Annotated in this window: 19 protein-coding genes; 9 read left to right on the forward strand and 10 right to left on the reverse strand. The window is 70.4% G+C overall.

Annotated elements, in window-relative coordinates; all coding sequences use genetic code 11:
* Positions 1 to 29 precede the first annotated feature (29 nt).
* On the forward strand, positions 30 to 758 hold the full coding sequence (locus tag HJG52_RS15195; protein WP_171244453.1) for a beta-phosphoglucomutase family hydrolase: 729 nt from the start codon (positions 30 to 32) through the stop codon (positions 756 to 758).
* Positions 755 to 3,328: a glycoside hydrolase family 65 protein gene (locus HJG52_RS15200; RefSeq protein ID WP_171244454.1), complete on the forward strand. Its 2,574-nt coding sequence runs from the start codon at positions 755 to 757 to the stop codon at positions 3,326 to 3,328. Before HJG52_RS15195 ends, HJG52_RS15200 begins: the two co-directional genes overlap by 4 nt.
* 81 nt (positions 3,329 to 3,409) lie before the next feature.
* Here the strand turns inward: HJG52_RS15200 and HJG52_RS15205 are convergent, their stop codons facing one another.
* The 4 genes from HJG52_RS15205 to mgrA all read right to left on the reverse strand — a co-directional run bounded on the left by HJG52_RS15205 (position 3,410) and on the right by mgrA (position 8,510).
* Positions 3,410 to 4,927 (reverse strand): dihydrolipoamide acetyltransferase family protein, encoded by a 1,518-nt coding sequence (locus HJG52_RS15205; RefSeq protein ID WP_171244455.1) that lies wholly within the window; start codon positions 4,925 to 4,927, stop codon positions 3,410 to 3,412.
* Between the two features lie 31 nt (positions 4,928 to 4,958).
* Positions 4,959 to 5,924 (reverse strand): alpha-ketoacid dehydrogenase subunit beta, encoded by a 966-nt coding sequence (locus HJG52_RS15210; protein ID WP_171244573.1) that lies wholly within the window; start codon positions 5,922 to 5,924, stop codon positions 4,959 to 4,961.
* Positions 5,925 to 6,012: 88 nt separating this feature from the next.
* Complete coding sequence (pdhA, locus tag HJG52_RS15215) at positions 6,013 to 7,227, reverse strand: pyruvate dehydrogenase (acetyl-transferring) E1 component subunit alpha (RefSeq protein WP_430413353.1); 1,215 nt, start codon at positions 7,225 to 7,227, stop codon at positions 6,013 to 6,015.
* Positions 7,228 to 7,460: 233 nt separating this feature from the next.
* Complete coding sequence (gene mgrA / locus HJG52_RS15220) at positions 7,461 to 8,510, reverse strand: L-glyceraldehyde 3-phosphate reductase (protein ID WP_206070866.1); 1,050 nt, start codon at positions 8,508 to 8,510, stop codon at positions 7,461 to 7,463.
* Positions 8,511 to 8,577: 67 nt separating this feature from the next.
* Here mgrA and HJG52_RS15225 point away from each other — a divergent pair, with 67 nt between their 5' ends.
* Positions 8,578 to 8,955: a hypothetical protein gene (locus HJG52_RS15225; protein WP_171244457.1), complete on the forward strand. Its 378-nt coding sequence runs from the start codon at positions 8,578 to 8,580 to the stop codon at positions 8,953 to 8,955.
* Between the two features lie 113 nt (positions 8,956 to 9,068).
* On the opposite strand, the gene HJG52_RS15230 is transcribed toward HJG52_RS15225, so the two are convergent.
* Positions 9,069 to 12,365: a S8 family serine peptidase gene (locus HJG52_RS15230; RefSeq protein ID WP_346767765.1), complete on the reverse strand. Its 3,297-nt coding sequence runs from the start codon at positions 12,363 to 12,365 to the stop codon at positions 9,069 to 9,071.
* Positions 12,366 to 12,524: 159 nt separating this feature from the next.
* Positions 12,525 to 13,418, reverse strand: a complete 894-nt coding sequence (locus HJG52_RS15235; protein WP_171244458.1) for a LysR family transcriptional regulator — start codon at positions 13,416 to 13,418, stop codon at positions 12,525 to 12,527.
* Between the two features lie 134 nt (positions 13,419 to 13,552).
* On the opposite strand from HJG52_RS15235, the gene HJG52_RS15240 reads away from it, so the two are divergent.
* Positions 13,553 to 14,554: an EamA family transporter gene (locus tag HJG52_RS15240; protein WP_171244459.1), complete on the forward strand. Its 1,002-nt coding sequence runs from the start codon at positions 13,553 to 13,555 to the stop codon at positions 14,552 to 14,554.
* On the opposite strand, the gene hisC is transcribed toward HJG52_RS15240, so the two are convergent.
* On the reverse strand, positions 14,446 to 15,558 hold the full coding sequence (gene hisC / locus HJG52_RS15245; RefSeq protein ID WP_171244460.1) for a histidinol-phosphate transaminase: 1,113 nt from the start codon (positions 15,556 to 15,558) through the stop codon (positions 14,446 to 14,448). The genes HJG52_RS15240 and hisC overlap by 109 nt on opposite strands.
* Positions 15,559 to 15,672: 114 nt before the next feature.
* On the opposite strand from hisC, the gene HJG52_RS15250 reads away from it, so the two are divergent.
* Positions 15,673 to 16,794, forward strand: a complete 1,122-nt coding sequence (locus HJG52_RS15250) for an NAD(P)-binding domain-containing protein (protein WP_346767767.1) — start codon at positions 15,673 to 15,675, stop codon at positions 16,792 to 16,794.
* Between the two features lie 10 nt (positions 16,795 to 16,804).
* Here HJG52_RS15250 and HJG52_RS15255 read toward each other — a convergent pair whose 3' ends face one another.
* Positions 16,805 to 17,188 (reverse strand): phage holin family protein, encoded by a 384-nt coding sequence (locus tag HJG52_RS15255; RefSeq protein WP_171244461.1) that lies wholly within the window; start codon positions 17,186 to 17,188, stop codon positions 16,805 to 16,807.
* 153 nt (positions 17,189 to 17,341) lie between these two features.
* On the opposite strand from HJG52_RS15255, the gene paaI reads away from it, so the two are divergent.
* The 3 genes from paaI to galE all read left to right on the forward strand — a co-directional run bounded on the left by paaI (position 17,342) and on the right by galE (position 19,653).
* On the forward strand, positions 17,342 to 17,770 hold the full coding sequence (gene paaI / locus HJG52_RS15260) for a hydroxyphenylacetyl-CoA thioesterase PaaI (protein ID WP_240978057.1): 429 nt from the start codon (positions 17,342 to 17,344) through the stop codon (positions 17,768 to 17,770).
* A 43-nt stretch (positions 17,771 to 17,813) separates the two neighbouring features.
* Positions 17,814 to 18,563 carry a peptidylprolyl isomerase gene (locus tag HJG52_RS15265; protein WP_206070868.1) on the forward strand — a complete coding sequence of 250 codons (750 nt, stop codon included), beginning with the start codon at positions 17,814 to 17,816 and terminating at the stop codon, positions 18,561 to 18,563.
* A gap of 73 nt (positions 18,564 to 18,636) precedes the next feature.
* Positions 18,637 to 19,653 carry a UDP-glucose 4-epimerase GalE gene (gene galE, locus HJG52_RS15270; RefSeq protein ID WP_171244462.1) on the forward strand — a complete coding sequence of 339 codons (1,017 nt, stop codon included), beginning with the start codon at positions 18,637 to 18,639 and terminating at the stop codon, positions 19,651 to 19,653.
* 3 nt (positions 19,654 to 19,656) lie between these two features.
* On the opposite strand, the gene HJG52_RS15275 is transcribed toward galE, so the two are convergent.
* The gene (locus HJG52_RS15275) at positions 19,657 to 21,669 is read right to left on the reverse strand and encodes a phosphocholine-specific phospholipase C (protein WP_171244463.1); all 2,013 of its coding nucleotides are present in this window, start codon (positions 21,667 to 21,669) and stop codon (positions 19,657 to 19,659) included.
* 73 nt (positions 21,670 to 21,742) lie between these two features.
* Complete coding sequence (locus tag HJG52_RS15280) at positions 21,743 to 22,480, reverse strand: gamma-glutamyl-gamma-aminobutyrate hydrolase family protein (protein ID WP_171244464.1); 738 nt, start codon at positions 22,478 to 22,480, stop codon at positions 21,743 to 21,745.
* A gap of 128 nt (positions 22,481 to 22,608) precedes the next feature.
* Between HJG52_RS15280 and HJG52_RS15285 the strand changes: the two genes are divergently transcribed.
* Positions 22,609 to 24,048 (forward strand): cytochrome ubiquinol oxidase subunit I, encoded by a 1,440-nt coding sequence (locus tag HJG52_RS15285; protein ID WP_171244465.1) that lies wholly within the window; start codon positions 22,609 to 22,611, stop codon positions 24,046 to 24,048.
* Positions 24,049 to 24,050 lie beyond the last annotated feature (2 nt).

Consider the following 24,050-nt stretch of genomic DNA (forward strand, 5'->3'; position numbering starts at 1 on the left):
ACGCCCCTCGTGCCCTACCCTCGGTAAGCGTGAAATCGAGCGATGTCACGTGGGATGACTACGACGCCGTGCTGTTCGACCTCGACGGGGTCCTGACGCCGACCGCCGACGTGCACATGCGCGCCTGGGAGCGGCTGTTCCGCGACTACCTCGCCTCCGCCCACCCGGAGGTCCCGGGCTACACGACGCAGGACTACTTCGCCCACATCGACGGCAAGCCGCGGTATGACGGCGTGCGCTCGATGCTCGCCTCGCGCGGAATCGAGCTCGCCGAGGGCACCCCGGAGGACGACCCGTCGCAGGACACCGTCAGCGGGCTCGGCAACCGCAAGAACGCGGTCTTCGCGCAGATCCTCCACGACGAGGGTGTGCAGCCGTATGCCGGTTCGGTGCGCCTGCTCGACGCCCTCGCCGCCCGTGGCACGAAGGTCGCGGTGGTCTCCTCCTCGCGCAACGCACCCGCCGTGCTCGAGGCGGCCGGGCTGGCGGACCGGTTCGAGGTCGTCGTCGACGGGTCGGTCGCGGCGCGGGAGTCGTTGCAGGGCAAGCCTTCCCCGGAGACGTTCCTGTATGCCGCGGACCAGCTCGAGGTGCCCAAGGAGCGTGCCGTCGTGGTCGAGGACGCCCTGTCCGGCGTCGCGGCCGGGCGGGCCGGCGACTTCGGCCTCGTGGTCGGCGTCGACCGGGGCGCCGGCGAGCAGGCGCTGCTGGGCCAGGGCGCCGACGTCGTCGTGCGCGACCTCGAGGAGCTGGTGTGACCGCCCCCGGGCCGGAAGCCCTTGAGGCACAGGCGGATCCGCTCGACCGCGGCCGCTTCCCCATCAACGAGTGGGGACTGACCGAGACGCGCTACACGACCGACGACCTCGGCACGACCGAGACCATCTTCGCCATCGGCAACGGCTACCTCGGCATGCGCGGCAACGTCGAGGAGGGCCGCGACACCTACCTGCACGGCACCTACATCAACGGGTTCCACGAGACCTGGCAGATCAGGCACGCCGAGGAGGCGTTCGGGTTCGCCCGCACCGGCCAGACCACCGTCAACGTGCCGGACGTCAAGACGATCAAGCTCTACGTCGACGACGAGCCGCTGCTGCTGTCGATCGCCGACCTCGACGACTACTCCCGCACCCTCGACTTCCGCGACGGCGTGCTGCGGCGAGAGCTGGTGTGGCGCATGCCCTCCGGCCAGCGGGTGCTCGTGGAGTCCAAGCGCATGGTGTCGTTCGAGCAGCGCCACCTGGCCGTCATGACGTTCGACGTGACCCTGCTCGACGGTGACGCCCCGGTGGCGATCTCCTCGCAGGTGCTCAACCGGCAGGACGGCACCGACGAGTACCACGCGTCCGCCGACGCGATGGGCGCCGGCTTCGACCCGCGCAAGGGCAGCGTCCTCGCCGACCGGGTGCTGCTGCCGCAGAGCCACTGGAGCAGCGACCGGCGGATCGTGCTGGCCTACCGGGCGGCCCACTCCGGCATGACGATGGCGGTGGGCGTCGACCACGAGATCCGCACCGACAACGAGTTCGAGGAGCTGTCGCACGCCGAGGAGGACGTCGCCAAGAAGGTCTACCGCGTCCGCGCCCGCAAAGGTGTGCCGATCCGCATCACCAAGGTCGCGGCATACCACTCCTCACGTGGCGTGCCCACACGCGAGCTGGTCGACCGCTGCCGACGCACCCTCGACCGGGTCCGAGAGGAAGGGGTGGCTGAGTGCTTCGCCGAGCAGCGCCGCTTCCTCGACCGGTTCTGGCGCGACTCCGACGTCGAGGTGGCCGACCACCCGGCGCTCCAGCAGGCGATCCGGTGGAACCTCTTCCAGCTCGCGTCAGCGTCGATGCGGGTGGAACAGCTCGGCATCCCCGCGAAGGGCGTGACCGGGTCGGGCTACGAGGGGCACTACTTCTGGGACACCGAGATCTACGTCCTGCCGTTCTTCGACTACACCAGCCCGTGGGTGACCCGTGGTGCGCTGCGGTTCCGCTACCACATGCTCCCCAAGGCGCGGCAGCGCGCGCGGGAGCTCTCCCAGCGCGGGGCGCTGTTCCCGTGGCGCACCATCAACGGCGAGGAGGCCTCGGCCTACTACGCAGCCGGCACCGCGCAGTTCCACATCGACGCCGACATCGCCTACGCCATCAACAAGTACGTGGGCGCCACCGGCGACGAGGACTTCATGCTCCACGGCGGGCTGGAGATCCTCATCGAGACGGCGCGGATGTGGGCCGATCTCGGGTTCTGGCTCAACCGCGGTGGTGAGCCGACGTTCCAGATCCACGGCGTCACCGGCCCGGACGAGTACACGACGGTCGTCAACAACAACCTGTTCACCAACGTCATGGCGCGCGACAACCTGCGCCAGGCCAAGCGGTGGTGCGAGAAGATCGCAGCCGACCACCCGCGGGCGTTCGAGCGGATCAGCCAGGAGCTCGACCTCGACCCGGACGAGCCGGCCGAGTGGGGCAACTGCGCCGACGGCATGTACGTGCCGTACGACTTCGCGCTGCGCGTGCACCCGCAGGACCAGCACTTCCTCGAACGGGAGGTATGGGACCTCGCCGCGACGCCGCGGGAGAAGCGGCCGCTGATGCTGCACTACCACCCGCTGGTGATCTACCGGTTCCAGGTGCTCAAGCAGGCCGACGTCGTGGCGGCGTTGGTGTTGCAGGGCAACGACTTCACGCGCGACCAGAAGCGCGCCGACTTCGAGTACTACGACCCGATCACGACGGGTGACTCGACGTTGTCGGCGGTGGTTCAGTCGATCATCGCGGCCGAGGTGGGCTACCGCGACCTGGCGCTCAAGTACTTCTACGCCGGCCTCTTCGTCGACCTCGCCAACCTGCACGGGAACACCCCCGACGGCGTGCACATCGCCTCGACCGGTGGCGTGTGGAACTGCCTCGTCTACGGGTTCGGTGGGATGCGCGACTACAACGGCACCCTGACCTTCGACCCGCGGCTGCCGGCGGCCTGGCCGAAGCTGACCTACCGGATCGAGCACCACGAGTCGGCGCTGCTGGTCGAGCTCGAGCAGCACCAGATGAGCATCACGCTGCGGCGCGGCCCCGACACGACGGTCAAGGTGCGCGGCGAGGAGTATGCCGTGCGGTCGGGCTCGCCGACCGTCGTGCCGCTGGCCGACCAGGGGCCGCACATCGAGCGCCAGCTGGGCAGCATGCCGCTCGTCGGGTCGAGCGACGAGCACGACATGGTCTACACCGCCGGGGTCCCCGACCCGACGCTGCGCCGCCGCAGCACCACCAACGGCGGCGGGTCCAGGGACAGCTCCAAGGACGACTCCAAGGACACCAGGCCCGGCTGACCCGCGGGGTCGACACCGCTGTGGGCTGCCAGGGGCGCAGCATTCCGCGCCTCTGGCAGCCCACAGGTGTTGGTCGTTCGCTCAGCCCCAGACGAGGCCGCGCGCCGGGTCGGCGAGGATCGCGCCGACATCGGCGATGAACTTGCTGCCGAGCTCGCCGTCGATGAGCCGGTGGTCGAACGACAGCGCCAGCTGGGTGACCCAGCGCGGCTCGATCGTCTCGGTGCCGTCGGCCTGCTCGACGACCCACGGCTGGCGCCGGATCGCACCGAACGCGAGGATCGCGGACTCACCCGGGTTGATGATCGGGGTGCCGGTGTCGACACCGAAGACACCGACGTTGGTGATCGTGATCGTCCCGCCGGACATGTCGGCCGGCTGCGTGCGACCCTCGCGCGCGGTCGCGGTGAGGGCGCTGATCGCCTCGGCGAGCTGGCGCATCGACATGCGGTCGGCGTCCTTGATGTTCGGGACGATGAGACCGCGCGGGGTGGCGGCGGCGATGCCGAGGTTGACGTAGTTCTTGACCACGATCTCCTGCGCGGCCTCGTCCCAGGTCGCGTTGATCTCGGGGTGGCGCCGGATCGCGACCGTCATCGCCTTGGCCAGCACCAGCAGCGGCGTGACCTTGACGTCGCGGAACTCGCGGTCCTTCTTCAGCCGCTCGACGAGCTCCATCGTGGCGGTTGCGTCGACGGTCACCCACTCGGTGACGTGCGGCGCCGTGAACGCGCTGCTCACCATCGCCTGCGCCGTCATCTTGCGGACACCCTTGATCGGCACGCGCGTCTCGCGCTCACCGGACTGGGCAAAGACAGGCGCCACGTATGCCGCGTCGCCGGCTGCGGCGGTCGCGTCACCCGAGGTGCCGGCGGGCTGGGAGCCCGCGCCCGCGGCATACGCCTCGACGTCGGCGCGGGTGACGATGCCACCCTCGCCGGACCCCGTGACGGAGCCGAGGTCGACCCCGAGGTCCTTGGCGAGCTTTCGCACCGGGGGCTTGGCCAGCGCACGCGCACCGCCAGCTGGGGCAGCGGGTGCAGCAGCCGCCGGGGCGGCCGCCGGGGCAGCGGGTGCAGCCGGTGCCGTCGGTGCAGCAGCAGGTGCCTCGGGTGCGGCACTGCCCTTGCGCGGGCGGCGCTTGGCCTCGGTCTGCTTGACGCCGTAGCCGACGAGGACCGCGGTGCGACCGGTCGAGGTCGTGCCGCCGATCTTGCCCTCCTCGATCTCCTCGTCCGCCGCAGCAGCGGCGACCTCGGCAGCCAGCTTCGGGGCCGGGCTGCCCTCGAGACCCGGCTCGACCGGGCCCTCGGCGGGCGCGTCCTGCACGGTCGTCGGGGCACCGGCCCCGGCGCCACCACCGGTGTCGACGGCGATGATCGGGGTGCCGACCTCGACGGTCGACCCCTCGTCGACGAGCAGGGCGGTGACGGTGCCGGCGAACGGCACGGGCAGCTCGACGAGCGACTTGGCGGTCTCGATCTCGACCACGATGTCGTTGACCTTGACGGTGTCGCCGACCTTGACGTTCCAGGTGACGATCTCGGCCTCGGTCAGGCCCTCACCCGGGTCGGGAAGCTTGAACTCCTTGACTGACATGGGTTTTCGCAGCCTCTTTCGGTCAGGTGGCTCAGTAGGCCAGCGAGCGGTCGACGGTGTCGAGCACGCGGTCGAGGTCCGGGAGGAACTCCTCCTCGAGCTTGCTCGGCGGGTAGGGCAGGTTGTAGCCGCCGACCCGCATCACCGGCGCCTCGAGGTGGTAGAAGCACTCCTGCTGCAGCAGCGCCGCCAGCTCGGCACCCATGCCGAGGAACGTCGGCGCCTCGTGCACGACGACGACCCGGCCGGTCTTCTCGGTGGAGGCCTTGAGGGTGTCGAGGTCGAGCGGGCTGAGCGAGCGCAGGTCGACGACCTCGAGGCTCTTGCCCTCGGCCTCGGCCGCCTCGGCGGCCTGCAGGCAGGTCTTGACCATGGGCCCGTAGGCCAGCAGGGTCAGGTCGGTGCCCTCACGAACGACGTTGGCGCGCAAAAGCTCTCGCGACGCGGAGTCGGTGTCGACCTCACCCTTGTCCCAGTATCGGCGCTTGGGTTCGTAGAACAGCACCGGGTCGTCGGACTCAATGGCCTGCTGGATCATCCAGTAGGCGTCCTCGGGGTTGGAGCAGCACACGACCTTGAGACCGGCCGTGTGGGCGAAGTAGGCCTCGTTGGACTCCGAGTGGTGCTCGACCGCGCCGATGCCGCCACCCACGGGGATGCGGATCACCATCGGCAGGGTCACCTTGCCGAGCGAGCGGGCGCGCATCTTGGCGACCTGGCTGATGATGTGGTCGAACGCCGGGTAGATGAACCCGTCGAACTGGATCTCGACCACCGGCCGGTAGCCGCGCAGGGCCAGACCGATCGCGGTGCCGACGATGCCAGCCTCGGCGAGCGGGGTGTCGATGACCCGCTCCTCACCGAAGTCCTTCTGCAGGCCCTCGGTGACGCGGAAGACGCCGCCGAGCTTGCCGATGTCCTCACCCATGAGGACGACCTTGGGGTCGCGCTCCATCGCGGCGCGGAGCCCGTTGTTGATGCCCTTGGCAATGGTCATGTTGGTCACGCGACGACCTCCTGAGGACACGAACGACGAAGGAGTGAGGCCCGCAAGGACGAGGAGCGGGGCCGGGAGTGCATGGCCATCAGTGACCCCCCTCCTCGGCGAAGCCGGCGTGGTAGGCGGCGAACTCCTTGCGCTCGGCCTCCACGACGGGGTGCTCCTCGACGTAGATGTGGTCGAACATCGAGTCACCGGTGGGGTCGGGCATCGACAGACAGCCCTCGCGGACGTGGGCCGCGAGCTCGTCGGCCTCGGCGTCAACCTGGTCGAAGAATGCCTGGTCGGCCTTGTTCTCGTGGACGAGGTAGGACTTGAGCCGCTCGATCGGGTCGCGGTGCTTCCACACCTCGACCTCGGCCGAGACGCGGTACTTCGTCGGGTCATCGGAGGTCGTGTGGGCACCCATGCGGTAGGTGTACGCCTCGATGAAGGTCGGGCCCTGGCCCGACCGGGCGGCGTTCAACGCCTGCTGCGTCACGGCATACACCGCAAGGACGTCGTTGCCGTCGACCCGCACGCCGGGGAAGCCGAAGCCGCGCGCCCGCTGGTAGAGCGGGATGCGGGTCTGGCGCTCGTTGGGCTCGGAGATGGCCCACTGGTTGTTCTGGCAGAAGAACACGACCGGCGCGTTGTTGACCGCGGCGTAGACGAACGACTCGTTGACGTCGCCCTGGGCGGTCGCGCCGTCACCGAAGTAGGCGATGACCGCGGCGTCGCGGTCCTCCTCGCCGGTGCCGACGTCGCCGTCGCGCTGGATGCCCATGGCGTAGCCGGTGGCGTGCAGCGTCTGGGCGCCGATGACGATCGTGTAGAGGTGGAAGTTCTTCTCGTTCGGGTCCCAGCCACCGTGGTTGACTCCGCGGAAGAGGCCGAGCAGGTTGAGCGGGTCGACCCCGCGGCACCACGCGACGCCGTGCTCGCGGTAGGTCGGGAAGGCGTAGTCCTGCGGGCGCATCGCACGGCCGGAACCGACCTGGGCGGCCTCCTGGCCGAGCAGGCTGGCCCAGATGCCGAGCTCGCCCTGGCGCTGGAGCGCGGTGGCCTCGGCGTCGACGCGGCGGATGAGGACGAGGTCGCGGTAGAAGCCGCGCAGGTCCTCGTCGCTGAGGTCCTTGACGTACTCGTCGTACTCGGTGTTGTCGACGCGCTGGCCCTCGGGCGTGAGCAGCTGCACCATCTCGGGCCCGCCGTCACCCACCTCGGGGACCGGAGCCGTCAGCTCGGCGAGGACCTCGTCCTCGTGGGTCGGGTTCGCGGCCGGGTCGGCGGCGTTCTCGGCGACTGCGTTGTCGCTCACAGGCACTCCTTCTTCACCCGAGGGCGGGGTCTCCGCCGCGGGGGTCGGCGGTCGTGGAGCCACCGCTTGTGGCGGCGCTCACAGCTGGGGTTGCAGGGCCCAAGATATCCGGCACCCGGAAAATCTCAGAATCCGGACTGCACCGGTGGCAAAACGGGGGTTGCGTGCATGAAACGGGGTGTCGTGGCCCCCGTTTCATGCACGCAACCCCCGTTTTGCGGGGGGAGCCGGGGTCAGGAGAGCTGGGACTGGGTGCGCCAGAGGTCGATGCCGGCCTCGACGGCGTCGCGGTCGATCGTGGCCAGCTCCTCCTTGGTGAAGCTCAGGTTCTTCACGGCCGCGGCCGAGTCCTCGAGCTGGCCGACACTGGAGGCGCCGATGAGCACCGAGGTGACCCGCTCGTCGCGCAGTGCCCACGCCAGCGCCATCTGGGCGAGCGTCTGCCCGCGCGAGGCGGCGAGGTCGTTGAGCCCCCGGATGTGCGCCAGCGCCTCGTCGGTGAGCAGGTCGGGCGACAGCGACTTGCCGGCCGCCGCCCGCGACCCCTCGGGTATGCCGCCGAGGTACTTGTTCGTGAGCATCCCCTGGGCGAGTGGGCTGAACGCGATGCACCCGATGCCCTCGCGCCCGAGCACCTCGAGCAGCCCGCCCTCGACCCAGCGGTTGAGCATCGAGTAGCTCGGCTGGTGGATGAGCAGCGGCACGCCCATGTCGGCGAGGATCTTGCGTGCCTTGTCGGTGAGCTCGGGGCCATAGCTGGAGATCCCGGCATACAACGCCTTGCCCTGCTTGACGATCGAGGCGAGTGCGCCCATCGTCTCCTCGAGCGGGGTGTCCGGGTCGGGCCGGTGGCTGTAGAAGATGTCGACGTAGTCGAGCCCGGTGCGCTTCAGGGTCTGGTCGAGGCTGGCGATGAGGTACTTGCGCGAGCCGCCGTCGCCGTAGGGGCCGGGCCACATGTCCCAGCCGGCCTTGGAGCTGATGATCAGCTCGTCGCGGTAGGGCCGGAAGTCGCGGGCGAAGTGGACCCCGAAGTTGCGTTCGGCTGCGCCGTAGGGCGGGCCGTAGTTGTTGGCCAGGTCGAAGTGCGTGATGCCCAGGTCGAACGCGCGGCGCAGGATGTCGCGCTGGACGTCCATCGGCTTGTCGTCGCCGAAGTTGTGCCACATGCCAAGGCTCACCGCCGGCAGCCGCAGACCGGAGTGGCCGACCTGCCGGTACGGCATCCGACCGTCGTAGCGCTCGGGGCTCGCGACGTAAGGGGGCAACCAGGTCTCGACCATGCAGGCAGTATGCCGGTGGGCCGGCCGGGTGGGCGCGCCGACCGGTGTCATGGTGAACGATGGGGGCATGCCCGCACGACCAGTCTTCCTCGCGGTCCTGGCGATGCTGCTGCTGACCGCGTGTGGCAGCAGCGACCCTGGACCGGGCCGGACGACGCCGGTGCCGGGCGGCTCGGCGACGACACCAGTCGAGGACCTCACCGTGACGACCTCGCCGCGTGGCCGCGCCGTCACCGTCGAGGGGACCGTGGACGACGGGGTCGAGGCCGGGTGCCTCGTGCTGACGACAGCGCAGGAGACGTTCACCCTGGTCGGTGACACCCGCGAGCTGGCCAAGCTCGAGCCGGGCACCACGGTGACGGTCCGCGGGCAGGTGCGTGCGGACCTCATGACCACCTGCCAGCAGGGCACCGCGCTGTGGGTCGAGGAAGTCACGCGCAGCTAGGGCCGACCACACGACCCAACACGCCACACCGCACCGCCCACGCACTGGACCCCGCGACCGAGACGGCCGCGGGGTCCAGTGGTGTTGCGTGAGGGGTGTTGCGGGACAACGGGTTACGGAGTCACGGCTCCCACGATGACCGAGCCGGTGCCGAGCACCGCACCCTGGCCGGAGACGACCCGCATCTCACCGAACAGCTGACGGCCGGCGGCCGGCTCGGCGTTGGCGGTGAGGGTGCCCTCGACGACCTTCGACGCACCCGGCGCGAGCTCGAACGGGGTCGCGGGGACCGCGAGCGAGCCGAGAGCCGGGCTGAAGAACACGTCGAGGTAGTTGTACTGCGTGCTCCCGGACGGCACGGCATACCCGTCGACACGCACCGTGTAGGTGCCCGCGGGCGGGTTGGCGATGGTCACGGCCTCCTCGGAGTCACCGTCGGCCTGCTGGGCCACGACGGTCCCGCCGCGCAGCACGAACAGGTCGAGGTCGGCGCCCGGGTCGGACGTCCCACCGATGCTGGCGTTGAGCCGCGTGGCACCGGCCGGCACCTCGACGGTGAACTCCTGCACCTCGTGGTTGGCGATGGTCTTGCGACCGTTCACCGAGCTGCCGAGCGGCCCACCCTGCGGGGTGGCGGTCACCTGGCCGAACTGGTTGGTCACGGTCCACTTCACCGGGGCCGGCTGGCCCTTGGTGACCGACGCCAGCGTCTGGCTGGCCGGGTCGACCGTCACGCCCTGCACCGCGGCGGTGAGGGTGTACGGGTTGACCAGCGACGGCGACGTGCGACGCGCCTCCACCTCGAGCTCCCAGATGCCGGGCAGCGGGTTCGCGTAGGCACGCGACGTGCTGTTGCAGCTCGGGGCGCTGTAGTTGGTGAAGCAGGCCGTCGACGCGGTCGACTCCACCGGGACGCCGTACGGGTTGAACGCGATCCAGCGGACCTGGTCCTTCGCGCCGACACCGCTGAGGTTGACCTGCAGCGCCTTGGCACCCTGCGGAACGCTCACGTAGAGCTTCTTGGTGAGGTTCCGCTCGACCGAACCCTTCTGGGTCTGGCTGTATGCCGGGGCGGCGAGGTCCTGGGACAGCACCACCGTGAGGAGCACCCGCTTGTCGACGACCGGGGTCGCCGGGTCGTCGATCTCGAGGATCGCCGAGTGGGCGCCGGGCGTGGACGTCCGGGCCTTGACCGGGATGTCGACCGTGCCGCCGAGCGGCATCGGGCGGCTGGTCGCCGGCAGGGTGAACGTGCCGTCGTTGCCGACGAGACGCAGGTTGTGCGCGACCCGGCCGGAGGCGCCGCTGGTGCGGGTGGCCTGGACGACGTACGTCTTGCTCTCGCCGAACACCTGGCCGCCGTTGGCCGCGGTGCACCGGTTGTAGACGCCCGTGCCCTGGTCAGGGACGGCCAGGAAGTCGGACAGCTCGGTGCAGACCGGGGCGGTCACGGTGATGTCCTGCGCCACCGACTTGCCCTTGAGCAGCGACCACGCACCGGGGACGTTGACCTGGCCCGCGCCCTGGGCGAGGGCCTCGACACCGGACACGAACTTCGCCGAGGTGTAGATCGAGTCACGCAGCTGGCGCGGGGTCACGGCGACGTTGCTGGCCTTGGCGGCCGACAGCAGCAGCGACACGGCACCGGCCGTCTGCGGCGACGCCATCGACGTGCCGTTGAACATGGCGTAACCGGGCGGCAGCGAGTAGCCGGCCTCGGGAACAGGGCCACCGGGCTGCCAGGTCGGGATCGTCGAGATCGCCGAGCCGGGCGCAACCACGTTGGGCTTGAAGCCGCCGTCCTCACGCGGGCCGCGCGAGGAGTAGTTGTGCAGGTTGAGGGGGCTGGTGACCTCGCTGCCGTAGTTCGCCGACCAGGTCTCCTTGGTGATCGAGGACCCCACGCTGATGACGTCGGTCGCCACCGACGGGTCACCGACGGTGTTGATGCCGGGGCCGCTGTTGCCGGCGGAGATGACCAGCTGCACGCCCTCGTCGTTGATGAGCCGGTCGTAGAGCCGGGCCCGGGCGTTGTTGCCGTCGTTGAGGGCCGGGAGGCCACCGATCGACATGTTGACGACGTCGACGCCGCGGTTGACCACCAGGTCGACCATGCCGTCGGTCAGGGCGACGGCCGTGCAGCCACCACCCCAGCTGCAGGCGCGGCTCGACACGATCTTCGCGCCCGGCGCCTGGCCGTTCATCTTTCCGCCGAACAGGCCGTTCGCGGCGGTGATCCCGGCGACGTGGGTGCCATGCGCGGACTCGACGACGCCGATGTTGACGTAGTCGGCCTTCTGCCCCGGCATGCCGGCGGGGGTCAGGTCGACGTCCTCGCGGTACTCGACGACGAAGGGCATCGACTCGGAGATGGCAGTGTCGGGGTTGTCGGTGCCGAAGTGGCCGACGTCGAACTTCTCCTTGTAGGGCCGCATCTTCTCGTCGGCCGAGAAGGTGAAGTCCTGGTTGGCGTCGACCCAGATGTCGTGGGTGGTCTCGTCGTAGAGGACGCCCCACCGGTCGGTGGTGTCGCCGTCGCGGTTGAAGTCACCGGCCGCGTCGGAGGCGCTGGAGATGTTCTCCGCGACCCGGTTGATCCGGTAGGTGCCGCTGGAGGGAGCGGTCCAGGTCGACCCGGCATACGTGAAGGTCGGCCCGGTCACGGAGGTGAGCATCGCGCGCCACGACCCGTCACCATCGGTGAGCGGGTGGGTCGCGGTGACCCAGTCGACGATCTTGCGCTCACCGGTGCTGGTCTTCTGCAACGCGGGCGAGTCGAGGTCGACACCGGAGTCGAGGATGCCGATGGTGGTGCCGCGGCCGTCCCAGGTCGGGTTGGCCGTCTTGAACGCGATCGACCCGATGTCACGGGTCGGCATGTAGGGGTTGTCGTCGGGCGTCGACGCGCCCGGCCCGGTCGCGGCCGCCGCCCGACCGCTGGACGTCTTGACCTCCTGCGGCTTGGGCAGCGGGATGCTCTCGTCGAGGTCGATCGCGAGGATCGAGCCCGCCTTGGTGAGACCGTCGACCTTGCCGGTCGGCACGCTGGCGCTGACGTAGCCGAGCTTGTCGCTGACCGTGAGCGGGGTGCCACCGGCCGCCCGGATGCTCTTCACCGCGGCGGCGCTGTCGCCCTTGTCGGTGGCCACCATGATGGTGACGCGCTTGGCGCCGGTGCTCTCGGCCTTGGCGAGGAGCTGCCGGTCGTGCGAGCCGAGCTTGTCCTTCGGCGCGGACTTCTTGACCTTGCTGGTCGGGGCCTGCGCCTTGGGGGCGCGGTCGACTCCGCTGCCGGGGTCACCGGGGGGTGCGGCGTTCGCCGCCGTGGCGAACGTGGCGGCGACGACACCAGCCGTCGCCAGTCCTGCGACCGCGGTGATGCCGCGGCGCGTGGGGCGTGGAGATCTCACGTGGGGGTTCCCTTCGAGTTGCCTCGCAGTCCTCCGTGTGCTGCGAGTCGCTGCCCGGTGCGGACCGGGCACGTCGGGTCAGTTTCGCGGCTGGCCCGCTGCTCGCGGCGGGAGAGGAACGTAAAGACTTCACCAAGAAAACCGCAGGTCAGGTCGCCTTTACTCGGCGGCGCGACCGATGGCGCGCAGCCGCGTCACGGTGCGCCGCACCACGGCCCGCTCCGCCCGGTCGGGGCGCGACAGCGCGACTACCCACCGTTTGGCGTTGACACCGCGCAGTGGCCGCAGCACCACGTCGTCGTCGACGAGGGTGGTGAACCGGGGCAGCATCGCGATGCCCGCGCCCGTGGCGACGTAGGAGCGCACCAGCCGGTTGTCGCGCAGGCGCTGGGCGACGTGGGCGGGTCGTCCCGCGGAGCGCTCCACCGCCTCGAGCAGCGTCGCGAACGGGTAGCCGGTCGGGACCCCGATCCAGGTCTCGTCGACGACGTCGCGGGGGTTCAGGATCTCCTTGCGCGCCAGCGGGTGCCGAGCGGGAAGGGCCACGTCGATCGGCTCACGCGCGAGCACCCGGTGGGCGAGGGTGCTCGCGTCGGCGGGCACCGGTCCGGCGAGGCTGTGGCCGATGACGATGTCGTGGTCGGCGGCCCACCGGGCGTAGTCGCCCTCGGACACGTCGATGTCGGTCAGCTCGACCTCGATGCCTTCGGCGGCCAGCTCGCCGGTGACCGCGGGCAGCAGGAACTCGGCGGCGCTCGCGAGCGCCGCGATCCGCACCGTTCCGACGGGCCGCCCGCGGAACTCGTCGAGCCGCGCCTGCACGGCGGCGAGAGTTGCCTCGACGTCGCCGGCCGCCTCCGCAAGCAGTCGCCCCGCGTCGGTGAGGCGTATGCCGCGTCCGGCCGGCTCGACGAGGCGCACCCGAAGTGCCCGCTCGGCGGTGCGCAGCTGTTGCGATACCGCGCTGGGGGTGCGGTGCGTGGCCTGCGCGACCGCGGCCACGCTCCCCCGGTCCGCGAGCTCGCGCAGGAGCGACAGGTGCCGGACATCCATGTAGGCAGCCTAAATGGTCTAGTCACAATTCTTCGCTGGTGCTGATGAGTTTGGCGCGTGACAGTGGTTCTCCCACCGGGTCGAGGTAATCCGCGCCCCGGATCCGGTCACCGATTACCTCGAACGGAGGAGCCATGCCCGTCCGGCACCGCGCCCTCGCCGTCCTCGTCGCCGCCATCTGGGGCGTCAACTTCCTCGCGATCCACGCCTCGCTCGAGGCGTTCCCGCCGTTCCTCCTGGCCGCCCTGCGGTGGACCGCCCTCGCCGTGCCGGCCCTGCTGTTCGTGCCGCGGCCGCGCATCGCCTGGCGGTGGCTGCTGCTCTACGGCGCCGGGTTCGGCGTCGCCCAGTTCGCCTTCCTCTACTGGGGCATGGCGGCCGGCATGCCAACCGGCCTGGCGTCGCTGGTGCTCCAGTGCTCGGCACCGTTCACCGTCCTGCTCGGTGTGGCCATGGCCGGCGAACGGCTGACCCGGCGCCGCGCGGTCGGGGTGGTCGTGGCGGTCGCCGGGCTGGCAGTCGTGGGGGTCGCACGCGGTGCGGTGGCGGCGTGGTTCCCGTTCCTGCTGACCGTCCTCGGTGGGCTGGGCTGGGCGTTCGGCAACCTCGCGGTCCGGCGCGCAGGTCCGGTCCACCCGCTGCGCCTCACGCTCTGGATGAGCGTCGTGCCGCCACTGCCGCTCCTGGCCCTGTCCCTGGCGGTCGAGCGCCCGGCCCGCATCGCCGCCGCCTTCGACGCCGACGTCCTGACGAGCAGCCGCGGCCTGTGGGCGCTCGCCGGTCTGGCCTACACCGTGGTGGTTGCCACCGTCGTCGGGTCGGGCACCTGGGCGTGGCTCCTTGGCCGGCACCCCGCCAGCTCGGTGGCGCCGTTCTCGATGCTTGTGCCCGTCACCGGCATCGCCGCCGCGTGGCTCGTGCTGGGCGAGCGCCCGCGCGGTTGGGAGTGGGTCGGGGCCGCACTCGTGGTGGGCGGCGTCCTGCTCGGGGCGACGCGGAGTCGACGGAGCCGACGCCCGCAGCCGCCTCAGGAAGGGTTGACCGGGTTGTCCGAGAGGAAGTCGCCCGCGACCTTGATGAGCACGTCGTTGGCCTCGGTCTCGCCGATGGTCGCCCGAACGCCGTCGTCGCCGTAGCGACGGACGGTCAACCCCGCCTCCTGCGCCGCCTCGGCGAAGGCAGCCGACCGCTCCCCCAGCCCGAACCACACGAAGTTGGCCTCGGTGTCGGGGATGAACCAGCCCTGGCCGCGCAACGCCTCGACGACCCGGGTGCGTTCTGCCACAAGGGAGTCCACGCGTTCCTTGAGCTCGTCGTACGCCTCCAGCGACGCCACGGCGGCTGCCTGCGCGATCGAGTTGACCCCGAACGGCACGGCCGTCTTGCGCAAGGCCTGGGCCACCGGCTCGTGCGCCACGGCATACCCCACTCGCAGTCCGGCCAGGCCGTAGGCCTTGCTGAAGGTGCGCAGCACCATGACGTTCGGGCGCTCGCGGTAGAGGTCGATGCTGCGCGGGGCGTCGTCGCCGGTGACGAACTCGACGTAGGCCTCGTCGATGACGACGAGCACGTGGTCGGGGACGTCGTCGAGGAAGCGCTCGAGCTCGGTGTGGGTCACCATCGGCCCGGTCGGGTTGTTGGGCGTGCAGACGATGACGACCTTGGTGCGGTCGGTGATCGCCGCACGCATTGCGTCGAGCCGGTGGCGCGCGTGGTCATCGAGCCCGACCTGGACGCTGTTGGCGCCCGCGAGCGCCGTCACGATCGGGTAGGCCTCGAACGAGCGCCACGCGTAGACGACCTCGTCGCCCGGGTCGCAGAGCGCCTGGATGACCTGGCCGAGGACGCCCACCGAACCCGTGCCCGTGGCGATGTGCTCGGCCGGCACCCCGAGCTTGTCGGCGAGCGCCTGGGTCAGCCCGGTGACTGCCATGTCGGGGTAGCGGTTGATGCCGCCGGCCGCCTCGTGGATGACATCGACGACCGAGGGAAGCGGCGAGTACGGGTTCTCGTTGGAGGAGATCTTGTATGCCGTGACGCCCTCGGGCGCGGCCGCGGGCTTGCCGGGCACGTAGGCGGGGACCTGGTCGAGGGCCGCGCGCAGGCGGACGCCGGGAAGGTTCGGGGCGCTGTCGCTCATGCCGGTCACTGTAATTGCTTGCGTCTGCGTCAATGGCGGCTAGGGCAACCGTTCACGCAGACGCAAGCAAGCGGCGGGCGGCATACGTGACCGTGGCGGCGCGTTGACCACCACGTGCAGCACGACGACAGGATCTTCGAGTCGATCGTCATCGGCGCGGGGCAGGCGGGGCTGGCCGCGTCGTTCCATCTGCGGCGGCGTGGCATCGACCACGTCGTCCTCGACGCCGACGACGCACCCGGCGGCGCGTGGCAGCACCGGTGGGACAGCCTGTCGATGCATGACGTCCACGGCGTCGCCGACCTGCCCGACTCGACCGCACCCACCACCGACGACCCGCATGCCCGCGCCAACGTGGTCGTCCCGGCCTACTTCGCGGACTACGAGCGGCGGCACGACCTGCCGGTGGTGCGACCGGTGCGGGTCGACCGCGTCGAGCCGGACCCCGAGCCCGGCAGCGACCTGCTCGTGGTCCACGCCGGCGACCGCACCTGGCGCACCCGGACGCTGGTCAACGCGACAGGCACGTGGACCCGGCCGTTCGTGCCGCACTACCCGGGCCAGGAGTCGTTCGCGGGCAGGCAGCTGCACACGGTCGACTTCCCGGGGCCCGAGCACTTCACCGGCCAGCGGGTCCTCGTCGTCGGGGGTGGCGCGTCAGCTGTCCAGTTCCTCGGTGAGCTCGCCCCCGTCACCGACACGCTCTGGGTCACGCGCCGCCCGCCCGTCTGGCGCACCGGGGACTTCGACCCCGGCGCCGGGCTCGCCGCCGTGACCCTCGTCGAGGAGCGGGTGCGCGCCGGCCTGCCACCGGCGAGCGTCGTCAGCGTGACCGGCCTGATGCTGCGCCCGCAGGAGCAGCGTGCCGCCGAGCTCGGCGCCTATGAGCGGCACCCGATGTTCGAGCGCATCGAGCCGCACGGGGTCCGCTGGGCCGACGGGCACTTCGAGCCGGTCGACGTCATCCTGTGGGCCACCGGGTTCCGGCCCGCGGTCACCCACCTCGCACCGCTCGACCTCACCTCGGAGCACGGCGGCATCCAGCTGCTTCCGGTGCGCGGCAACGTCCAGGGCGCCACCACCGCGGCCCGCGACCGGCGGGTGCAGCTCGTCGGCTACGGCCCGTCGGCCAGCACCATCGGCGCGAGCCGAGCCGGACGCCAGGCCGCGCTGGCGGTCCAGCGCTGCCTCGACTCGACCCCGGCCGAGCGCCCCGCGGACGCCCGACCCGCCTAGCGGCTGGGGCTCAGTTGTCGTCGGCGTCGGGCAGGACCCAGCCGAGCACCATCGAGACGATGGTGATGATGAGCGCGCCAAGAATGGCGTCCCACCAGAAGTGGTCGATCACGAACGACAGTCCCAGCGGCCCGGACAGCCACTCGGTGAGCTGGAGCATGAACGCGTTGACCACGAAGGTGAACAGCCCCAGTGTCAGCACGATCAGCGGGAAGCTCAGGAACTTGGCGATCGGCTTGACGACCGCGTTGATGAGGCCGAAGAGCAGCGCGACGAGGATCACCGTCGCGAACTTCGAGCCGAACTTGCCGTCACCGAAGGAGATGCCGGGCACGATCCATGCCGCGACCCACAGGGCCACCGCGTTGACCGCGACCTTGATCAGGAAGTTCATGGCACCGATCGTGCCAGACCGGGAGCGGGTATGCCGGGAGGTGGGCACCGCGCCCACCTCCCGGCATACCCGAACTTTGGGCCAAAGTTCGCCAGTGCCCGGAACCTTCCCGGCGTGGGCGAACTTTGGGCCAAAGTTCGCGAGGATGTCGGCATGAGCGACGCCGAGCCGGCCCCCGAGGGCACCCCTGACCTGACCATGGTCCGCCGGATGTGGGCCGACGACCGTGCGAGCCGGGCGCTCGGCATGGACGCGCGCACCATCGAGCTCGACCACGCGGTCGTCGCGATGCCCGTCACCGAGGACATGGTCAACGGGCACGACATCGCCCACGGCGGCTACATCTTCACCCTCGCCGACTCGACCTTCGCCCTCGTCTGCAACTCCGGCGGGCGCCCGACCGTCGCGGCGGGCGCGGACGTCACGTTCATCGCGGCGGCGCGGCTCGGCGACGTCCTCGTGGCCGAGGGACGCACGCGTGCGGCATACGGACGCAGTGGCCTCACCGACGTGACGGTGACCCGCGAGTGCGACGGCGCCGTCATCGCGGAGTTTCGCGGGCGGTCGCGAAACCTACGCTGATCTCGTCAGGCGCGGCGCCCGTTTCGTCCCTATCGTGCGGGGCATGCGATCAATGAAGCTCGTGTCCAGCACGGTCCTGGCCCTCGCCACCGCGGGCGCCCTGACCCTCACGCCGTCCGCCGCCTCGGCCGCGGACACCCCGGCGAGCGGCCCCACCAAGGGCCCCTGCGCCTACACCCCGCTGGAGGACCAGACCTACTCCACGTGGGCCGGCCTGCCGCAGGACCCGCGCAAGACCCCCGACAAGGGCCTGGTCCGGATCACCCTCAAGACCAACCGCGGTGACATCCCGATGGTGCTCGACCGCTCGCTCGCCCCCTGCACCGTCCAGAGTTTCGCCTACCTCACCGCGCGCAAGTACTTCGACGACACGATGTGCCACCGGCTGACGGCCTACCAGACGCCGCCGTACGCGCTGTCGGTGTTGCAGTGCGGTGACCCGCTCGGCACCGGCTGGGGCGACCCGGGCTACTGGTTCAAGGACGAGCTCGACTCCGCCAAGGCGCTGCAGAACTGGCCGGGCTTCCCCGACGGCAGCCGCAAGAACTACCCGCGCGGCACGCTCGCGATGGCCAACGGCGGCCCCGACACCAACGGCAGCCAGTTCTTCCTCGTCTACGAGGACTCGCGGCTGCGGCCCGACTACACCGTCTTCGGGTACGTCACCGAGGAAGGCATGAAGGTGCTCGACCAGATCGCCGCGGGCGGCATCGACCCGGGCACCGAGGGCAGCCCCGAGGACGGCGCGCCCGCCCAGCCGGTGCACATCCTGCGGGCCAAGCGCGGCGCCTGAGGGCGCGAAAAGCCAACAACCACAAGGTATGCCGTGTGGTCGCCGTGGCGACCACACGGCATACTCATGCATCATGCGAGTCCTCGTCACCGGCGGCGCCGGGTACATCGGGTCCCACACCGTCGTCCAGCTGGCAGCCGCAGGCCACGAGGTGGTGGTCGTCGACAACTTCAGCAACGCCAAGCCGACCGTCGTGCCGCGGCTCGAGACGCTGATCGGCGGGCACCTGGAGGTGCACGCGTTCGACCTCACCGACCGCGACAAGACCGAGGCGTTGTTCGCGCAGCGGCAGTTCGACGCGGTGATCCACTTCGCCGGGCTCAAGGCGGTCGGCGAGAGCACCGAGGTGCCGCTGGAGTACTACCAGAACAACCTCGACTCGACCTTCGCGCTCGTCCGGGCGATGCAGCGGCACGGGTGCTTCACGCTCGTGTTCTCGTCGTCGGCGACGGTCTACGGCGAGAGCGCCCAGCCGCCGTTCGCCGAGGACCTGCCGACGTCGGCGACCAACCCCTACGGCTGGACCAAGGTCATGCAGGAGCAGATCCTGCGCGACGTCGCCCGCACCGACGAGCGGTGGCGGATCGCGTTGCTGCGCTACTTCAACCCCGTGGGGGCACACTCGTCCGGCACGATCGGCGAGGACCCGAACGGCATACCCAACAACCTCATGCCGTTCATCGCCCAGGTCGCCGTCGGCAAGCTGCCCGAGCTCAAGGTGTTCGGCGACGACTACCCCACGGCCGACGGCACGGCGCTGCGCGACTACATCCACGTCGAGGACCTCGCCGCCGGGCACCTCGCGGCGCTGACTCGGCTCGGCGCGGTCGACGACCGGGTGTCGACGTGGAACCTCGGCACCGGCCACGGCACCTCGGTGCTGGAGGTGCTGCACGCGTTCGAGCGGGCCGCCGGTCGCGAGCTGCCCTACGAGGTGGTGGGCCGTCGCGCCGGTGACATCGCCGCGTCGTTCGCCGACCCGTCGCTTGCCGAGCGCGAGCTGGGCTGGAAGGCGACGCGCGACATCGACGACATGTGCGCCGACCAGTGGCGCTGGCAGAGCCAGAACCCGCTGGGCTACCCGGACTGACGGCTAGCCGGCACCGAGGGCGGGCTCGCTGCGCGACGGCTTGCCGTTCTCGAGGTGGCCGGCAAAGGCACGCAGGTATGCCGTGCCCGTCACCGTGACGGTGAGGTCGTACCAGCCGGCTGCAGCGCGGGTGTCGACGGTGGTGACCCGTCCCTTGGTCGGCACCGTCCCGGCATACCCGTCGTGGATGGTCACCTCCACGCCCGTGGGTGCGTCGACCTCGATCCGCAGGACGTGGCTCTGGCCGGAGCGAACCACCTTGACCTGCACCGGATCCGGCACGGAGGCGTCACCGCGGTAGCGGCGGAAGAACCCGTTGGGGCCGTGCAGGTGCACGTCGTACTCGCCGGTGACGGGGAAGGACGCGTCGACGCTCTTGCCGGCGCCGACCGTGTAGGCGTGCGGCTGTCCGGCCGGCGCGATGAGCCGGGCCTGCAGGTGCGCGGCCAGGGTGCCGGTGTTGCGCAGGTTCAGTGCGATGGCGCCCGCGGTCCGGCGCTCCTCGACGTCCAGGGCGTAACCGATGGGCCGCGCGGGGCGGGTGCCCGGCTCCTGCCTCGGCATCTGCCCCTGGGCCGGCGGCACCGGCCGGTAGCTCGGGTGCCGTCCGTCGTCGGCAGGCTTCCACGCGTCGGTGCTGGGCAGGGCCGGGACCTTGGCAGCGGTGCGGGAGAAGTCGAAGGCGGAGGTGAGGTCACCACAGATGGCGCGGCGCCACGGCGTGATGTTGGGCTCCTCGACGCCGAACCGCTCCTCGATGAACCGGATCACCGAGGTGTGGTCGAAGGTCTCGGAGCAGACCCAGCCGCCGGTGCTCCACGGCGAGACGACGAACATCGGGACGCGCGGGCCGAGGCCGTAGCTGCCCGGACCGTGGCGGCCGTCGTAGAACTCGTGGTCCGTGGGGACGGTCGACTCGCCCGGGATCACCGGGGACGGAGCGTGCGGCGGGACCAGGTGGTCGAAGAAGCCGTCGTTCTCGTCGTAGGTGATGAACAGCGCGGTACGGCTCCACAGGTCGGGGTTGGAGGTCAGGGTGTCGAGGACCTTGCTGAGGTACCAGGCGCCGTAGTTGGTGGGCCAGTTCGAGTGCTCGCTGAACGCCTCGGGCGCGGCGATCCAGCTCACGGACGGGAGCGTGCCGGCATCGACGTCACGCTGGAGCTGGGCGAAGTAGTCCTCGCCGTCGCGCGCCTTGGTGCCGCGACGGGCCTTCTCGTACAACGGGTTCCCGGGCTCGGCGTTGCGGTACTTGTTGAAGTAGAGAAGGGAGTTGTCGCCGTAGTTGCCGATGTAGGCGTCCGACGTCCAGCCCCAGGAGCCGGGACCGTCGAGACCGGTGCCCTCGTCCTGGTAGACCTTCCACGACACCCCGGCCTGCTCGAGCCGCTCAGGGTAGGTCGTCCAGTCGTAGCCGAGCTCGTCGTTGTAGAGGACGGGACCGCCGCCCTTCCCGTCGTTGCCGGTCCAGCCCGACCACAGGTAGTAGCGGTTGGGGTCGGTGTTGCCGATGAACGAGCAGTAGTAGGCGTCGCAGACGGTGAAGGCGTCGGCGAGCGCATAGTGGAAGGCCGCGTCCGCGCGCTCGAGGTAGGCCATCGTCGTGGTGCCCTTGGCCGGCACCCAACCGTCGTAGTGCCCCTTGTTGACCGCGGCCTGGCCGTCGGTCCAGCTGTGCGGCAGGCCCTCGAGGAACTGGGCGCCGAGGTCCTCGGCGGTCGGGTGGAACGGCAGGTACTCGCGACCGTTCTTGACCTGGTGCCATACCGACTTGCCGCTGGGCAGCTGCACCGGGTGCGGGTCGCCGAAGCCGCGCACGCCGCGGAGCTTGCCGAGGTAGTGCTCGAAGGACCGGTTCTCCTGCATGAGGACCACGACGTGGTCGACGTCGCGGATCGAGCCGGAGGTTCGGGCGGCGGGGATGGAGGCCGCGCGGGCGATGCTCTGGTCGAGCATGGTCAGGGCGGCGGCGCCACCAGCGATCTGCAGGAAGCGGCGGCGGTCGATGTTCACCATGCGCCCAACCTCCCGCTGCCCCGGCCCGCGCGGGTGAACGTCACGCGCCGAACCGGTGACCTTTCGGGAAACCTCAGCCCTGCGGGGTCGTCTCCCCCGAGCCCGCCGCCTTGACGACCCAGTCGAAGAGCGCCTGCTGGAACGGCAGCTGCGCGGCGTCCATCTCCGGATGCCATTGCACCGCAACGATATTCGCGTCGCGGGACTCGAAGGCCTCGATGATGCCGTCAGGCGTCGTCGCGCTGAGCAGCATGTCGTCGGCGAGCCGGTCGCAGGCCTGGTGGTGGTTGGACCAGCCCACGAGGGGTCCGGCGCCCATGATCTCCTCGAGCAGGGTGCCGGGCACGATGTCGACCTCGTGGGGGTTGTCGGCGTGCCTGACCGACGTCTCGTCGAAGTGGGCGAAGATCGTGCCGCCGAGGACGATGTTGAGCACCTGCATGCCCCGGCAGACCGCGAGGATCGGTATGCCGGCCGCGAGGGCCGCGCGCGTCACGGCCAGGTCTGCGGCGTCCTGCTCCGGCGGCGCATGTTCCTCGCGTGGGTGCACCTCGGGGACCCCGAACGGGCGCAGGTCGAGGTCGGCTCCGCCTTGCAGGACAACGGCATCCGCGAGCTCGACGAGCGCGGCTGCCCGCTCCGTGGTGTCTGGCCAGGCGAGGAGGGGCTCACCGCCGGCGCGGGTGATCGCGTCGACGAGCGTGCGTGGGACGAAGACGCCCTCGCGCTTGCGGCCGCCGATCTCGTCGGTCCACCGACCGGGGACCAGCACGAGGGGGCGATGCGGGGCACTCCGGTGAGCAGGCGGCATACCCCTGAGGCTATCGGCGGACGCCTGCCGGGCTCGCGACGACTTTCGAGGTGACAGTTCCTACTACACGTCGTAGTATCTACTACGCAATGTAGTAACTCAGGAGCGTCACCGAGCCGGAGACAGCGATGGACAACCTCGACCTCGCCCGTTGGCAGTTCGCCATCACCACCGTCTACCACTTCCTCTTCGTCCCCGTGACGATCGGGCTGTCGGCCGTGGTGGCCTGGTACCACTCGGCCTGGGTGCGCAGGCGGCGCCCGGACGACCTGCGGCTGGCGAAGTTCTTCGGCAAGCTCTTCACGATCAACTTCGCGCTCGGGCTGGTGACCGGCCTCGTGCAGGAGTTCCAGTTCGGCATGAACTGGTCGAGCTACAGCCGGTTCGTCGGTGACATCTTCGGTGCCCCATTGGCCCTCGAGGCGCTGCTCGCGTTCTTCCTCGAGTCGACCTTCCTCGGGCTGTGGATCTTCGGCTGGGGGCGCCTGCCCGAGAGGCTGCACGCCGCCTGCATGTGGATCGTCCACGTCGGCACGCTGCTGTCGGCCTACTTCATCCTCGCCGCCAACTCGTTCATGCAGAACCCCGTCGGCTGGCGGTTCAACCCCGACACCGGGCGTGCCGAGCTGACCGACTTCATGGCCGTGCTGACCAACAAGGTGCAGCTGGTGACGTTCCCCCACATCGTCACGGCGGCATACATGGTGGGTGGCGCGACCGTCATGGCGGTCGCCCTGTGGCACCTGCGCCGCCGCGACGTCGGCGCGGACGCACCCATGTACCGCCGCTCCACCCGCCTCGGCGCGATCGTCACCCTCGTCGCGGCGATGGGCGTCGGGCTCACCGGCGACATCCAGGGCAAGATCATGACCGACGTCCAGCCGATGAAGATGGCTGCCGCGGAGGCGCTCTACGAGACGTCCGACGGCCACGCGCCCTTCTCCCTGCTCACGATCGGCTCGCTCAACGGGCAGGAGGAGAAGTTCGCGATCACCGTGCCGAGCCTGCTCAGCTTCCTCGCGACCGGGCACTTCGACGGCACCGTCCAGGGCATCAACGACCTCAAGAAGGAGTACGCCCAGAAGTACGGCGAGGCCGGCAACCCGATGACGCGGGACGCGACCTACACGCCCAACATCCCGTTGGCGTACTGGAGCTTCCGGCTCATGATCGGGGTCGGCATGTCGGCGGCGCTCATCGCCCTCGTCGTGCTGTGGGTGACCCGCGGCGACCGCATCCCACGGGCCAGGTGGTGGCACTGGGTGCTCATGGCGACGCCGCTCCTGCCGCTCTTCGGCAACAGCTTCGGGTGGATCTTCACCGAGATCGGGCGGCAGCCGTGGCTGGTGTTCGGTGTCTACACGACGCAGTCCGGGGTCTCACCGTCGGTGTCGGCCGGTGACGTGGTGACGTCGATGGTCGTCTACACGCTGCTCTACGGGGCGCTGGCCGTCATCGAGGTCAAGCTCTTCCTCAAGTACGTCCGGGCCGGCGCGCAACCCTTCGAGGAGCCGCCCAAGCCGGACCACCACGACGACGAGGACGCCGAGCTGGCGTTCGCCTACTGAGA

Source organism: Knoellia koreensis, assembly GCF_013041615.1.
GTDB classification, from domain to species: Bacteria; Actinomycetota; Actinomycetes; order Actinomycetales; family Dermatophilaceae; genus Pedococcus; species Pedococcus koreensis.

Coding starts and splice junctions, on each gene's coding strand:
- HJG52_RS15265 (WP_206070868.1), top strand. CDS start 17,814: ATGCGATCAATGAAGCTCGTGTCCAGCACGGTCCTGGCCCTCGCCACC.
- HJG52_RS15225 (WP_171244457.1), top strand. CDS start 8,578: ATGCCCGCACGACCAGTCTTCCTCGCGGTCCTGGCGATGCTGCTGCTG.
- HJG52_RS15205 (WP_171244455.1), bottom strand. CDS start 4,927: ATGTCAGTCAAGGAGTTCAAGCTTCCCGACCCGGGTGAGGGCCTGACC.
- paaI (WP_240978057.1), top strand. CDS start 17,342: ATGAGCGACGCCGAGCCGGCCCCCGAGGGCACCCCTGACCTGACCATG.
- HJG52_RS15285 (WP_171244465.1), top strand. CDS start 22,609: ATGGACAACCTCGACCTCGCCCGTTGGCAGTTCGCCATCACCACCGTC.
- HJG52_RS15255 (WP_171244461.1), bottom strand. CDS start 17,188: ATGAACTTCCTGATCAAGGTCGCGGTCAACGCGGTGGCCCTGTGGGTC.
- mgrA (WP_206070866.1), bottom strand. CDS start 8,510: ATGGTCGAGACCTGGTTGCCCCCTTACGTCGCGAGCCCCGAGCGCTAC.
- HJG52_RS15210 (WP_171244573.1), bottom strand. CDS start 5,924: ATGACCATTGCCAAGGGCATCAACAACGGGCTCCGCGCCGCGATGGAG.
- HJG52_RS15240 (WP_171244459.1), top strand. CDS start 13,553: ATGCCCGTCCGGCACCGCGCCCTCGCCGTCCTCGTCGCCGCCATCTGG.
- hisC (WP_171244460.1), bottom strand. CDS start 15,558: ATGAGCGACAGCGCCCCGAACCTTCCCGGCGTCCGCCTGCGCGCGGCC.
- galE (WP_171244462.1), top strand. CDS start 18,637: ATGCGAGTCCTCGTCACCGGCGGCGCCGGGTACATCGGGTCCCACACC.
- HJG52_RS15275 (WP_171244463.1), bottom strand. CDS start 21,669: ATGGTGAACATCGACCGCCGCCGCTTCCTGCAGATCGCTGGTGGCGCC.
- HJG52_RS15280 (WP_171244464.1), bottom strand. CDS start 22,480: ATGCCGCCTGCTCACCGGAGTGCCCCGCATCGCCCCCTCGTGCTGGTC.
- HJG52_RS15235 (WP_171244458.1), bottom strand. CDS start 13,418: ATGGATGTCCGGCACCTGTCGCTCCTGCGCGAGCTCGCGGACCGGGGG.